The sequence below is a fragment of the Terrisporobacter mayombei genome (assembly GCF_020748465.1).
GTDB classification, from domain to species: Bacteria; Bacillota; Clostridia; order Peptostreptococcales; family Peptostreptococcaceae; genus Terrisporobacter; species Terrisporobacter mayombei.
On record NZ_JAHZMP010000001.1, the window covers coordinates 990,279 to 1,004,700 of the forward strand.

General features: G+C 28.5%; 16 protein-coding genes. 6 read left to right on the forward strand and 10 right to left on the reverse strand.

Translation table 11 applies throughout. The features are described from left to right. Window positions 1-35: 35 nt before the first annotated feature. From K0039_RS04750 to K0039_RS04770, 5 genes are all read right to left on the reverse strand, one after another. Complete coding sequence (locus K0039_RS04750) at window positions 36-506, reverse strand: HAD family hydrolase (protein ID WP_228103885.1); 471 nt, start codon at window positions 504-506, stop codon at window positions 36-38. A gap of 24 nt (window positions 507-530) precedes the next feature. After that, window positions 531-1,280 carry a phosphate ABC transporter ATP-binding protein gene (locus tag K0039_RS04755; RefSeq protein ID WP_228103886.1) on the reverse strand — a complete coding sequence of 250 codons (750 nt, stop codon included), beginning with the start codon at window positions 1,278-1,280 and terminating at the stop codon, window positions 531-533. Further along, window positions 1,262-2,107, reverse strand: a complete 846-nt coding sequence (locus K0039_RS04760) for a PstA family ABC transporter permease (protein WP_228103887.1) — start codon at window positions 2,105-2,107, stop codon at window positions 1,262-1,264. The genes K0039_RS04755 and K0039_RS04760 overlap by 19 nt, the downstream gene beginning before the upstream one ends. 3 nt (window positions 2,108-2,110) lie before the next feature. Next, window positions 2,111-2,977, reverse strand: a complete 867-nt coding sequence (gene pstC / locus K0039_RS04765; RefSeq protein ID WP_228103888.1) for a phosphate ABC transporter permease subunit PstC — start codon at window positions 2,975-2,977, stop codon at window positions 2,111-2,113. 107 nt (window positions 2,978-3,084) lie between these two features. Next, window positions 3,085-3,984, reverse strand: a complete 900-nt coding sequence (locus K0039_RS04770; RefSeq protein ID WP_228103889.1) for a phosphate ABC transporter substrate-binding protein — start codon at window positions 3,982-3,984, stop codon at window positions 3,085-3,087. A gap of 256 nt (window positions 3,985-4,240) precedes the next feature. On the opposite strand from K0039_RS04770, the gene K0039_RS04775 reads away from it, so the two are divergent. The 3 genes from K0039_RS04775 to K0039_RS04785 are packed head-to-tail and all read left to right on the forward strand — an operon-like array spanning window position 4,241 to window position 8,106. Beyond that, window positions 4,241-6,613, forward strand: a complete 2,373-nt coding sequence (locus tag K0039_RS04775; RefSeq protein ID WP_228103890.1) for a glycyl radical protein — start codon at window positions 4,241-4,243, stop codon at window positions 6,611-6,613. Between the two features lie 12 nt (window positions 6,614-6,625). Beyond that, window positions 6,626-7,528, forward strand: a complete 903-nt coding sequence (locus K0039_RS04780; RefSeq protein WP_228103891.1) for a glycyl-radical enzyme activating protein — start codon at window positions 6,626-6,628, stop codon at window positions 7,526-7,528. Window positions 7,529-7,554: 26 nt separating this feature from the next. Next, the gene (locus K0039_RS04785; protein WP_228103892.1) at window positions 7,555-8,106 is read left to right on the forward strand and encodes a helix-turn-helix domain-containing protein; all 552 of its coding nucleotides are present in this window, start codon (window positions 7,555-7,557) and stop codon (window positions 8,104-8,106) included. 130 nt (window positions 8,107-8,236) lie between these two features. Here the strand turns inward: K0039_RS04785 and K0039_RS04790 are convergent, their stop codons facing one another. Then, entirely contained in the window at window positions 8,237-8,782 is a 546-nt protein-coding gene (locus K0039_RS04790) for a DUF4269 domain-containing protein (RefSeq protein ID WP_228103893.1), read from the reverse strand. A 177-nt stretch (window positions 8,783-8,959) separates the two neighbouring features. On the opposite strand from K0039_RS04790, the gene K0039_RS04795 reads away from it, so the two are divergent. Together K0039_RS04795 and K0039_RS04800 are read left to right on the forward strand one after the other, a co-directional pair. Further along, window positions 8,960-9,505: an NADH peroxidase gene (locus K0039_RS04795; RefSeq protein WP_228103894.1), complete on the forward strand. Its 546-nt coding sequence runs from the start codon at window positions 8,960-8,962 to the stop codon at window positions 9,503-9,505. A gap of 11 nt (window positions 9,506-9,516) precedes the next feature. After that, window positions 9,517-9,834, forward strand: a complete 318-nt coding sequence (locus tag K0039_RS04800; RefSeq protein WP_228103895.1) for a DUF1540 domain-containing protein — start codon at window positions 9,517-9,519, stop codon at window positions 9,832-9,834. 77 nt (window positions 9,835-9,911) lie between these two features. Here the strand turns inward: K0039_RS04800 and K0039_RS04805 are convergent, their stop codons facing one another. The 3 genes from K0039_RS04805 to K0039_RS04815 all read right to left on the reverse strand — a co-directional run bounded on the left by K0039_RS04805 (window position 9,912) and on the right by K0039_RS04815 (window position 11,373). After that, window positions 9,912-10,274: a MarR family winged helix-turn-helix transcriptional regulator gene (locus K0039_RS04805; RefSeq protein WP_438948074.1), complete on the reverse strand. Its 363-nt coding sequence runs from the start codon at window positions 10,272-10,274 to the stop codon at window positions 9,912-9,914. A 71-nt stretch (window positions 10,275-10,345) separates the two neighbouring features. Further along, complete coding sequence (locus K0039_RS04810; RefSeq protein ID WP_228103897.1) at window positions 10,346-10,906, reverse strand: hypothetical protein; 561 nt, start codon at window positions 10,904-10,906, stop codon at window positions 10,346-10,348. Between the two features lie 59 nt (window positions 10,907-10,965). Continuing rightward, window positions 10,966-11,373: a VOC family protein gene (locus tag K0039_RS04815; RefSeq protein WP_228103898.1), complete on the reverse strand. Its 408-nt coding sequence runs from the start codon at window positions 11,371-11,373 to the stop codon at window positions 10,966-10,968. 143 nt (window positions 11,374-11,516) lie between these two features. On the opposite strand from K0039_RS04815, the gene K0039_RS04820 reads away from it, so the two are divergent. Continuing rightward, window positions 11,517-11,843, forward strand: coding sequence for a hypothetical protein (locus tag K0039_RS04820; RefSeq protein WP_228103899.1), 327 nt, complete (start codon window positions 11,517-11,519; stop codon window positions 11,841-11,843). Window positions 11,844-11,884: 41 nt separating this feature from the next. Here the strand turns inward: K0039_RS04820 and K0039_RS04825 are convergent, their stop codons facing one another. Continuing rightward, window positions 11,885-14,368 carry a heavy metal translocating P-type ATPase gene (locus K0039_RS04825; RefSeq protein WP_228103900.1) on the reverse strand — a complete coding sequence of 828 codons (2,484 nt, stop codon included), beginning with the start codon at window positions 14,366-14,368 and terminating at the stop codon, window positions 11,885-11,887. Between the last annotated feature and the right edge of the window lie 54 nt (window positions 14,369-14,422).

A 14,422-nucleotide genomic window follows, 5' to 3' on the forward strand; every position in this document is an offset into this window, starting at 1 on the left:
CAAGATATCATTAATTATATATTATACTATATTACTTACCATCGCAAATCTGCTTTAATATGGTTTGGAGTTAAAAATAAATTTAATGCTTCTTCTATACTCCTTGTTACTATATCACTATTTATAATTAGTTTACTGCAAGTACCTTCTCCTTCAATAACTGCAACAGAAAGTTTAGATTCTTTAAACATATCTATATCATTAAAACCATTTCCAATTGTTGCAGTAACCTTTCCTCCTAACTTTTTCACTAAATCACCTTTATGCTTTCCTACACATCCTGTTGGTACTGTAATTACTTTTAAATTTACTTTTTCACACTCTTCTTGTGCCATTCCATATGTATCTGCTGTAATAACATATATATTTATTATCTTTGACAATTCAGTTAGTTGATTTTTAATATTTTCTAAAATTCTTCCATCTACAGCTATGGTTCCATTAAAATCAAAAACTAGATTCTCCAATTCCAAACTTTCTCTTCCTGGTATATCAATATTAATCATCACATCATCCCCACTTTTTATATTTTATGTCCCCATATATTGAATATATTCTTTGCTCAAAGTTTTTTTTGGAGAATTAAAAAATTCTTCTGACTTTCCTATTTCAATAATTTCTCCATTATCCATAAAAATAATATTATCACCTATTCTTTTGGCTTGAGCTAAATTATGTGTAACTATTACTATAGTATATTTATCCTTTAACTCCTTCAACATTTCTTCAATAAACATGGTATTTTTCACATCTAAGGCAGAACACGGTTCATCTAACAATATTATTTTGGGCTTAACGCTTAAACATCTTGCAATTGATAAACGTTGCTTTTGACCACCTGATAATTTTCCTGCAAACATATGAAGGTTATCTTTTACTTCATCATACAACTTAGTTTGTTTAAGTAATTCTATTTTTCTTTTTTCTATTTCTTTATTATCGTAATTATTATGATATTTTAAAGCATATGTAAGATTTTTTTCTATGGAAAAAGGAAAAATCGTAGGATTTTGAAAAACTAATCCAATTTTAGTTCTTAAACTTTGCAAAGGTATATCATTAAAATTTATTCCATCAATAATAATATTCCCTTCTATTTTCCCGCCTTCTTCTTCAATAATTCTATTAAGAGATTTTAATAATGATGATTTTCCACATCCTGACTGCCCAAGAATAACTGTTATTTCTTTTTCTTTTATACTAAAATTAATATTCTTTAATATTCTTTTTTTCCCAAAAATAACATTTAAGTTTTCAACATTTAAAACATCTTTTTCCATGATGCACCTTCTCTCCATATTCCTATTAACCTACATAAACCATTTATTATAAGTAATAATACCATTAATACAAAAGCTGTTCCATAAGCATTTTCCAAAGATAACCCTTCATTTACTAAAATATATAGATGATATGGAAGGGCCATTACAGGTGAATTAATTTCACTTGGCAAGCCAGAATATATAACTGCTCCTGTATACATTATGGGTGCTGTTGCTCCCATAGCATAAGCCATTCCTAAGGTTATACATGTTAATATATTTATCATAATATTTGGAAGAATAATTTTAAATAAAACATATGACTTAGATACTCCAAGGCATAGTGAAGCCTTCATTATTTCTTCTCCACTATCCATTAATAGCTTTATTATTCTTATAGATATGAAAGGTATTATCATAACAGAAAGCGTTATTGAAGCGCATAATAATCCTCTTTCCATTCCAAACTTACATATTAAAATTGTATAACCAACTAGTCCCAATACAATAGATGGTACGCCTGACAATCCATAAAGAAATGATAATATTATATTTTTAAATTTAATAGAAGCACAGTAAAATACTAAATATATTGAAATTGAAATTCCTAAAAAACCTCCCATTATTCCTGATAATAATCCCATAAGCAAGCTACCAACAATTGCAGGAAAAATTCCACCCTCTGTTCCAAGAGGCGATCCTTTTGGACTATCAAAAATAAAATCCACAGATATTACATTAAAACCTTTATACAATATATAAATAAAAATACCAAAAGTAATACTTATAACTAGTATTCCAGATACAAATATCCATAACTTCAATAAATAATCTCTTTTTTTCATAATTTACTCCATTCTGCTCTTAATTTTTAAGTATTTTGCTAAGGCAAAAATTATTATAAGTAAAAATATTAAAACCACATTAGCTCCATATAAGGCAGAGGAATGTAAACTACCATACTGCACTGTTCCCATTTCTAAGGCTGTCAATGAAGGTATAGTCTCTCCCCTTGAAAATAGTCTAGGCATTATTGGAGAGTTACCCATTACCATCATTACAGCCATGGTTTCTCCCATAGCTCTACCAAACGCCATCATTATGGCTGAGTAAATACTGTTTTTTATCGATGGAAGTATGACTTTCTTTATAGTATATTCTTTAGATACTCCTAAGGATAAAGACTCTATTTCAAATTTATTTTTAGCTTCATCTATGGATTCACTACAATTTGATATTATATATGGCAGTAACATAATTGCTAACAATATTCCTGCTGCAAATACACATTCTCCTGATGTCATATTAAAAAATACTTCGAAAGATTTTACTATTATTACTAAGCCGATAAATCCAAATATGACAGATGGAATACCAGCCAATAAATCTATGCACGACAATATAGTCTTTGAGATACTTTTTTTACTATAAAAACTTAAGAAAATAGCACATCCTAGCCCTATTGGAAGTGCCAAAAATACCGCTAAAAAAGAAACATATAGCGTGGCTAAAATCATAGGCAATAAAGAGTAACTTACTTCTGATTTTAAAGGATTCCATCCTCCCGAAATAATAAATCCCCTAATACCTATTTCTTTAAAGAAAGGAATGCTTTCTATTATTACACATGCAAATAAAGATATTACTATTGATAAAAACAAAAGTACTGTTAAAAACAAAACATATTTAATAAAACTGTCTTTTATATATTTCAATAAATCACCTTCTTATTATTTATTGTTAATTTAATTGTAATAAATTTTAACTAAAAAAGAGCTCAAATACAAAATAATAAGCTCTTTTTAGAAAATATTTATATTTTTTATTTATTCATTGGAATAAATCCTAATTCTTCTACAATAGCTTGTCCATCTGTCCCTAAAACATAGTCTATAAATGCTTGTTGTTCAGCAGTTGGGTCTCCACTACCTAATATTAATAAAGGTCTTTGTATTTTATAATCACCACTTAATATATTCTTTGCATTAGCTTCTACACCATCAACTTTTAATTTAGATATTTTACCTTCATTTTGATTTGCTACACCATATGAAGCATATCCTATAGCATATTCATTTTCTATTACTTTAGATACTAAAGCTCCCATAGAAGCCGCTTGTATAGCATCAGCTTTTACTTTTGTATCCCCCATTATAGCTTTTTGGAATACTTCATGAGCTCCCCCGCCGATATCTCTAGTTACTACAACTATTTCTTTATCTGGTAAAGATGAATCAACATCTTCCCAAGTTTTATACTCTCCTGAGAATATTTTTGCTATCTCTTCTGATGTTAAATTATCTTTTACTTTCAATATAGGATTTTTAGGATTAACAGCTATTGTTAATGCGTCTATACCTACTTGGTATTCTTTTTCATTTTCTATTTTTTCTTTTTCTTCGTCTTTTACTTTTCTTGCAACCATACCAAAGTTTGCTGTCTTATCAATTACAGCTTGTACACCTTGACCTGAACCACCTGCTGATACATATATTTCTATATTATCTTCTGAAAAGTCTTTATTTACCTTGTTCCAAGTTCCATAAGACTCAATAAATTCTAATGATATTTTTGACATAACTGGAGCTAAAGTTGATGAGCCTATAAACATTATTTGTGATTTGTTCTTTGATTCACTTTTATCTTCTCCTCCACTACTACAAGCAACTAATGATAACATCATAGCCATAGATATAAGTATAGCCCAAAATTTCTTTTTCATTTCTAATCCCCCTATTTACTTAAATTACTTTTAGATTTTATCCAAATTAATTCTATCATAAGTTTTATGGAAATATTTGTAATAAAAATCTTTTGTGTATTGAAATATCAAATACTTTTTATACTTTTATAGTCTTTATCTATAAATAAATTTTTATTTTTACTAATATTTGTAGATATTTTAAATTTGTAATACTATAATGTAACAAAGATATAAAATAACATACAAACTTAATAAAATTAGGAGGGGTAATATTATGATCACAAGTGAAAGAATAGAAAAATTTAGACAAAAATATGTTTCTACTAAACCAGCTATAAGTACTGAAAGAGCTAAAATTTATACTGAATCATACAAAGAAACTGAAGGGGAATCTATGTGTATAAGAAGTGCAAAAGCTTATTTAGCGACTTGTGAAAAACTTCCAATAACAATATTTGAAGATGAAATTGTGGTGGGTACCGCTGGTGAATTTAAAAGAACAGGTATACTTACTCCTGAGTTTTCATGGAAATGGGTAGATAAAGAAATGGATAAATTCTCTACTAGAAGTCAAGATCCTTATGAAATAAATGATAATCAGAGAGAATTTATGAGAAAAGAGATTTTCCCTTATTGGGATGGTAAATCTCTTGAAGATAAGTTTTTAAAAAGGGTTCCAAAAGACACTGCAAAAATATTAATTGATACGGGAATTATAGATAATGACTCAAAATGGCGCCAAGCTGTTGGTGAAGTTACTCCTGATTATGAAGATATATTATTCCCAAAAGGATATGCAAAAATAAAAGAAGAAACTTTAGAAAAAATAGAAACTTTAGATATAGCAATTCCTGAAAATATAGAAAAAATAGATTTTTATAGATCTTTAGCTATAACTTGTGATGGAATTATGACTTTAGCTAAAAGATATTCTGATTTAGCATTTGAAATGAGTAAAAATGAAGAAAATGAAACTAGAAAATCAGAATTAATAAAAATAGGAGAAGTATGTAGAAAAGTTCCTGCTAATCCTCCCCAAAGTTTTTATGAAGCAATTCAATTTGTTTGGTTTGTTCAATTAGGTGCAATCATAACTGAAAACCCTTTAGCTTTAAATCCTGGACGATTTGATCAATATATGTATCCTTATTACGAAAATGATATAAAATCAGGTCTTATTACTGAAGATGATGCTTTAGAATTAATAGAAGCTTTATGGTTAAAATTATCTGAATGGGTTTGGACAATCTCAGAAAATACATCTGGTTATTTTGCTGGATACAACCAATTCCAAAACTTAACTGTAGGCGGTAAAAAACGTGATGGCTCTGATGCAACTAACGATTTATCTTATCTTTGCTTAAAAGCAACAAAAGATATAAAAACTCATCAACCTGGTCTTAGTGTAAGAATTCATCCAGGGGTTCCAGATGATTTTATAATGGCAGTTTGTGATTTAGTTGCTGGTGGAAGTGGATTCCCTGCAATCCACTCTGATTCTTGTGGCTGCCAAATGCTTCTTCAAAATGGATATGATCCAGAAGATGCAAGAGACTGGAATAACTGCGGTTGCGTAGTACCTCATTTTAGAAAAACTGGTCAATGGACTTCTGCTGTAAACGTTAACTTCTCTGCCGCTTTAGAATATGCCATGAATCAAGGTTATTCTAGAATCACTGGAGAAAAAATGGGATTAGGTGAAAAACAAATTACTTCTTTTACTTCTTTTGAAGAATTAATGGACGCTTTCTATAAACAATTTGCTTACTTAATAAGACATTCTGTAATAGGAAGTACCATAGCTCAAACTGTTCATACTGAAGTTGTTCCAAGACCATTTTTATCAATATGTGTAGATGGATGCTTTGAAAAAGGTTTGGATTTATCTAAGGGCGGCGCAAAATATAATGTAGGTCCTGTACTTACTGGAATAGGTCTAGGTCAAGTATCAAACTGTTTAGCTATAATAAAAAAATTAGTATTTGAAGACCAAGTTACCACTTTAGATGAAATAGATAAAGCACTAAATGACAACTGGGAAGGTCATGATGAGCTAAGAAAATTAACTGATACTGTTCCTAAATACGGAAATGATAATGATTATGTGGACCAAATAGCTTTAGAAATATCAAACTTTTATTATCACCAAACAAGACAATACAAAGATATATTTGGTTCTCCATTTAACTCTGCTTTTATGGGAATATCAAATTATATTCCCACAGGTAAAATAATCGGAGCCACTCCAGATGGTAGAAAAACTGGTGCTCCCCTTACAGAAGGAGTTTCTCCTTATGCTGGAACTGATACAGATACTCCTCTTGCTGCAATGAAGTCAGCTGCTAAAATAAACCATGATCTACACTCTGGCGGTACACTACTTAACTTAAGATTAAATCATGATTTAGTTTCTACACCTAGAGGTCAAAGAAACTTAGCTTCTATGATACAATCTTACTTTGCCCTTGGAGCATTCCATGTTCAATTTAATACTGTATCAAATGAAATTTTGTTAAAAGCACAAGAAAATCCAGATGAATATAGAGATTTATTAGTTAGAGTTGCTGGATATTCTACTCAATTTGTTAACTTATCAAGAGAAATGCAAGATGCAATTATAGCTAGAAATGCTCACTCTGAGTTTTAGTTGGTGATAATAATGACTACTAGTGGAAAAGTTGTGCGTATACAAAAATTTTCAGTTAATGATGGTGATGGAATAAGAACTACTGTATTTTTAGAGGGCTGCCCTCTAAAATGCAGATGGTGCTCTAACCCTGATTCATGGAGCAAAATTGTAAAACTAGGTGTTTCAAGAGAACATTGTATAGATTGTAAAAAATGCATAAATATTTGTCAAAAAAATATTTCTTCTTTATTTAATAGAAATGAAATAAATGAAAAATGTGATTTATGCGGTGAATGTGTTAAGAACTGTCCTCAAAATGCCATAAGTCAAATGACTCATATTATGACTGTTGATAATGTTATAAAATCTATTGAAAAAGACTTAATTTTCTTTTTAAATTCAAATGGTGGAATAACATTTTCCGGTGGGGAGCCTACTTATCAACTTGAATTTTTAAGAGAGCTGGTTTATCATTTTTATAATAAAGGAATTCATACTGCCATAGAAACTTGCGGAGTTTTTAACTTTCAAAAATGTGAAGATATTTTTCAAAAGCTAGATCATATATTTGTTGATATAAAAAATATGAATAGTAATAAGCATAAAGAATACACAGGTCTTGGCAATGAATTAATCCTCGAAAATATAATAAAAATGGCTAATATAAACAAAAGTATGGTTATAAGAATTCCTGTTATTCCAGGATTTAATGATGATATTGAAAATATTACTTTTACATCGCAGTTTGTAAAGAAAAATATTAAATCACCTAAAATAGAACTTCTTCCTTATCATATGTTTGGTATAGATAAATATAAAAACTTAGGTTTGGAGGATTATATTTATAAATATAAAGTTCCAAATGATAAAGCTATGAAAAAGTTAGAGGAAGTGGTTAAAAACTGTGGTGTTGAAGTTATGAAATACAAATAGCCATAATAAATTACGGAGATGAATTTATGATGACACAAATCCCAAAAGTTGGGCAAAATTTAAGAAAAATACGAAATGATTTAGGACTAAGCTTAGATGAAGCGTCTAAATTAACTAACGTTAGTAAGCCCATGTTAGGCCAAATTGAAAGAGGTGAATCTAGTCCTACAATCTCAACTTTATGGAAGATTTCATCTGGCCTTAAAGTTAACTTCACTTCTCTTTTAGATGATAACTCTGGAGAATTAATTCTTGTAAAGAAAGAAGATGTTGAAGTAGTTCAAGAAGAAGATAGCCATATGAGACTATTTCCTATCTTCCCCTTTGATTCCAAAAGTGGAATAGATGTATTTATTATAGAATTAGATGTAGATTGTAAACATACATCTGCAACGCACAAAAATGTATTGGAAGAAATAGTAATGGTTACAGAGGGTTCCTTAGAACTTACTATTGAGGATAAGACTTTTATATTAGAAAAAGATCATTCATTAAAGTTTGATGGTGGCTTAAATCACTCTTATAAAAATTGTGGTAATAATAAAACAGTTTTTTATAATATAGAAATTTACAAGTAATATTTTGGAGTAACAATTTAAATTGTTACTCCTTTCTATATTTTAAAATCCAAATTATCATTTTATAATAATATTTAAATTTTAGGAAACAGTAGATAAATAATATGTAGATATTATAAAAATCATAGATTTAATCTAGTAAATATCTTTCGTATTTTAATAATTCTTCATATGGATTTCCATTTAAATTAAGTATTTTTGCAAAAGCAGATTCTGTTTTTATACCTTCTTTTTTTAATTTAATTATACTTTCTCTAAATTTTTCTCCATATAAATTTAATAATTTATATTCAATTATCATGTGTCTATATCCATTAGTTTTATGAGATTCTACATTTGAAGCATATATTTCTATTTCAATCTTTTCCACAATAAAATTACATACAATAATATTTTTTTCCTTATATTTAATTCTAAAATCTTCATATTTGGTAAAATTATCAAATAGTATATTCTCAAATATCTCAAAATCATCTACTTGACAAACTATATCTAAATCACTATTTTCAATATCTATATTCAATGGTATTGTTCCAACTAATATTGGCATATAATCTTTTAGTATATTAAACATATTTATTTTTGTAAGTATCTTATAACATTCCTTTTGCTTATTACTACCGTTTCTTAAATAAGACATATCCTTAAAATTTACTATATTCGCTTTATTTTTCATATATATAACCTCTTAAAATTATCTAAACTTCACCTTATCATATTAATAATAATAACATTTATTATCAATTAATATCTTAATTATTTTTTTATAGTATTTTAGTTTTTCAGATGCATATCTTTGTTCATTTATGAAAATAATAAAATTGTTACATAAATAAACAAAGGAGTGTAATGAATGAAAAAATTTATTTGTACTGTTTGTGGATATATACATGAAGGAGATGCTCCTCCTGAAATTTGTCCAATTTGTAAAGTTGGAGCTGACAAGTTCGTAGAAGCCAAAGAAGAAATGGTATGGGCAGACGAACACAGAATAGGTATTGCAAAAGATATAGACTCTGAAATAATTGAGGGTTTAAGAGCTAATTTTATGGGTGAATGTACAGAAGTTGGAATGTATATTGCTATGAGTAGACAAGCTGATAGAGAAGGGTTCCCTGAAGTTGCAGAAGCTTATAAGAGAATAGCTTGGGAAGAGGCTGAGCATGCTTCTAAATTTGCTGAAATTTTAGGTGAAGTTGTTTATCCTAGTACTAAACAAAATTTATCTGCTAGAGTTGAAGCTGAATTCGGCGCTTGTTCAGGAAAAAAAGAATTAGCTACAGCTGCTAAGAAAGCTAATTTAGATGCTATTCATGACACTGTTCATGAAATGTGTAAAGACGAAGCTCGACATGGTAGAGCTTTTAAAGGTTTATTAGATAGATATTTTTCTAAATAGGAGGTTTTGAAATGGCGAAAATTAATTGCAATGTAACTAATTGTTCTCATAATAAATCTAGTGTTTGTTATTCAAATATAGTTAATATTAAGGGTGGTAAGGCAGAAGATTCATGTAATACTTGTTGTGGAAACTTCCTTGATGAAAAAGATTATTCTACTTTAACTAATAATACAAATGCTGGTGGAGCATGTGATTCTCTAGTTTGTACAGTTCAAACTTGTGTATACAATAGAAACCTAGCTTGTACTGCTGAAACTATTAATGTAGATGGAACAAATGTTAACATATATACTGAGACAAATTGTTCTACATTTAAACATGCATAAATTATTTTCCAAAATTATATAAATAGAAAAGTGGGTAGTTATAAGACTGTCCACTTTTTTATTATTTTACTTAAAATTTAAATATTACTACAAAGCTTATTTAGCAAATTAATTAAAGTATCTGATTCTTCTTCACTAAAATTTTTTATTACTTTTTCATACCATTTTTCTTGATATCCATTAATTGATTTAAGAATTGATATACCCTCATCTGTAAGGCATAAGTCAAAAAATCTATTATCATTTAATCTTTTAATTTTTATTATATAATTCAAATCTTCTAACTTTTTTATATTTCTAGTAATAATAGCATTATCCACATTCAGTGACAGTGCTATATCTTTTAAATTACAAGTTTTATTACTTTCTATTATCATCATACAACGCCACATATTAAGGGTTAATTCATATTCAGATAATTTTGATTCTGAATGTTTAATAAAATCTCTATTTAAATCTTATAAGTATTTCCCTAGTGTTCTATATGTCAAATGCATTCCTCTTTTCTTTTTTAATTAATTTTTTCATAAATTATAGGATCACTAAAACCAAAAGTTACTTTCCCATTTTTTCTAAATACTTCACTCACATACATTTTATTATTTTCAATTTTCTCTTCTAAAGTAAATTCCATTTCTTCAGTAAACTTACTTACGCTTTTACCTCCATAAGATCCATTATTTTCTGTATATGTCATAGGATTAAATTTTGATGAAATTTTAAGTTCTTTATAATCCATAACTAAATTTTTATTATCATTTCTAAACTCTGCTTTAGGAATATCAGTTGGAATATCATAAGAAGTTAAAACTATATTATTGTTTTCATTTAGTGTAAATAAAAATAAATGAGGAAGAGTATTCTTATGGTTACCTTGCTCATAATAGCTTTCTTCTATAACAAAATATCCCTTAAAATCACTTGGTAAATTAATTATTTTGTTATTACAAATTCCATTAATGTGCTTTGCTTTAGGGTGTTTTTGCTGACCTAATTTCATTTCTTCCTTTATTTGATTTTCATTGCTAAATACTCCACATAATTCTTTTATAAATACATCTAGTTTATTCATAAAATCACTCCCTTTAATATTTGATACTGTCAAGTATATAACAATTAAATTATTAATTTCTATTTTATATCTGTATCTCTTATTTCTATTTCTGTTCCCTCTGGAGCTTTTATTTTAAATAAACTTTCACCTTCTACCTTGTAAACTATTTCTCCATTTTTAACTTTAAAATCTGTATATCCTAAATTTTTTATTCTATCATATTCTTCTTCAGCATTGTCTACTATAAATCCCATATGCACTGGCCCTGCATTTAAATTACTCCATTTGTTGAAATTATCATTACTTTTAGGTGTTTGTAATTCTATCATAAATTTATCTAATTTTAACCATGTGTTATAATCTCTTCCATGAAAATTCTTTGTTTCATTTATTACTTCAAAACCTAAAATATTTTTATAAAAGTTTAATGACTCTTTATAGTTTTCTGTTTGAATACAAACATGATGTATAATTTTTATGCTCATAATATTCTCCTCTTTCATTTAATATATTTTGAAATCATATATATATATTACACGATTATAAAAAATATAGTAACCAATATCATCTCTTGCCATAAAATGTACTACAAATATTTAATAATATATATGTATTGGAGGTTAAAACATTGAATTATGTTGATATTTTATATAATGTTAATGAAATTATTGTTGATTTAGGACTTGAAAAATCTTATAGAGAATTTTCTTGTAATCTAGATACTTATTTATTAAACAAGTATGGTGAATACTATCTAGGATTACAACTATATGAAATCAATGAAAGACAAAATCATTTCTACGTTGTGGCTAGTTATGACAATGATTATGGCTTAGGTTTGATAATCGGTGATATCCAAAAATACATTTATGATTACAAATGGAAAAACTCTGTAAAACGAATTTCTGTATTTTCATTTACTACATCAACTAGAGCTGTTCCTCCTCTTTATTAAAGTATAAAAGGCTAATCTATTTTTAGATTAGCCTTTATCATCTATTTCTCTACTTTAAACCTTTTTAATCTTAATGCATTCAATAAAACTGATGTTGAACTAAATGCCATGGCAAGAGCTGCAATTACTGGGCTTAAAAGTGGACCTCCAAATAAATATAAAACTCCTGCTGCTACTGGTATACCTATTACATTATACCCAAATGCCCAGAATAAGTTCTCTTTTATATTAGTCATTGTACTTTTACTAAGTCTTATGGCAGTAGGTACATCTAATAAATCACTTCTCATTAAAACAATGTCTGCTGATTCCATAGCCACGTCTGCACCACTGCCTATGGCTATTCCAATATCTGCTTGAGCTAAAGCTGGTGCATCATTTATACCATCACCAACCATGGCAACAAATTTACCTTCCTCTTGAAGTTTTTTAACTTCACTAGATTTATCTTGTGGTAAAACTTCTGCTAAAACTCTATCTATTCCAACTTGAGAAGCAATTGCCTGAGCTGTCTTTTTATTATCTCCAGTAATCATAGCAACTTCTATTCCCATGTTATGAAGCTTTTTAATAGCTTTTGCGCTGCTTTCTTTAACTACGTCAGCAACAGCTATTATTCCACCTATTTTATTATTAATTGCAATGTACATAGGTGTTTTTCCTTCACTTGCTAGCTTGTCAGATTTTTCTTCTAAATCTTCAAGGTCTATATTCTTATTTATCATTAACTTTTTGTTTCCAAGTAAAATATCACTTCCATTTATAACAACTTCAATACCATGACCTGGTATTGCCATAAATTTATTCAATTTATAAAATTCAAGATTTTTTTCTTCACAATCTCTAACTATAGCTTCTCCTAAAGGATGCTCTGAAGATTTTTCTGCACTTGCAGCTACTTTTAATAATTCTTCTTCTGTAATATTTCCATGTGTTATTATATTTGTAACTACTGGTTTACCTTCTGTAATTGTACCTGTTTTATCAAATACTATAGTATTAATTTTGTGAGTAGTTTCTAGAGCTTGCCCACCTTTAATCAAGATACCATTTTCTGCGCCTTTACCTGTTCCAACCATTATAGCTGTAGGTGTTGCAAGACCTAATGCACAAGGACAAGCAATAACTAAAACTGCTATAAATACTGTTAGTGAAAATACTGCTCCTTTACCTGATATAAACCAAGCAAGTCCTGCAATTATAGCTATAACTACAACAACTGGAACAAAATAACCTGCAATTATATCAGCTAATTTTGCTATCGGTGCCTTTGAACCTTGAGCATCTTCTACTAATTTAATTATTTGAGATATTGCTGTATCACTACCTACTTTTTCAGCTCTAAATCTTATAGTTCCATTTTTATTTATACTAGCACCTACTACTGAACTACCCATATTTTTTTCTACTGGTATACTTTCACCTGTCAACATTGATTCATCTACAGAAGTATGCCCTTCTATAACAGTGCCGTCTACAGGTATCTTAGAGCCTGGCTTGACTACTATAATATCTCCAACTTCAACTTCTTCTATCGAAATCTCTATTTCTTTATCATTTTTTACTATTATAGCCGTTTTAGGGCTTAGTCCCATTAATTTTTTAATAGCCTCGCCTGTTTTTCCTTTAGCACGAGTTTCAAAATATTTTCCAAGTAATACAAGAGTAATTATTACACCTGCACTTTCAAAATACATATGATGTACAGCCATTTTGTCACCATTATATACTAGATATAGTGAATATAAACTATATATAAGAGCTGCACTTGATCCTATGGTTATTAATGAATCCATAGTTGGCGCTTTGGCTATCATGGATTTAACTCCTTTAGAAAAAAAATTATTTCCTGCTATAACTATTGGTATAGTTAAGAATAATTGAGTAAGTGCAAAATTTAAGGGATTTATACTAGGGTCTATTATTTGTGGTAGCGGTAATGGTCCAATTGGTGCTGGTATCATATGCCCCATTGCTATATAAAATAATGGAACTGCAAATATAGCTGATATTATAAATTTATTAAACAAAATTTTCATTTCTTTTTCTTTTCTTAATTTATCATCATCAACTGATACTTTCTTTTCCATTTCCAAAACTTTAAATCCTGCTTTTTCAATAATATCTTTTATTTCATATAACTTTACTTTACTTGGTATATAATTTATTTTTGCTTTTTCTGTTGCTAGATTAACTTGAACATTTTTTACACCACCTAGTTTTTTAACTGCTCTTTCCACAGCTTTTACACAAGATGCGCATGTCATTCCACCTATGGGTATTATTACTTCTTTATCTTTTTCTTCTTTTGCTACTGTAAAGCCAACTTTCTCTATAGCATTTTCTATATCTTCATTTTTTACTTTTTCTTTATCATAAGATATACTCAATTTTTCTGTTGCCATATTAACACTAGCTTCAACGCTTGAGTCTAATTTTTTCACTGCTCTTTCTACGGCTTTTGCACAAGATGCACATGTCATTCCACTTATTTTTATATCATCAACATTTATTTTAGTATCCATGATCTTTCTCCTTTCATAAGTCATTTTTAGCTTTATTACCTTGCTACAATAACA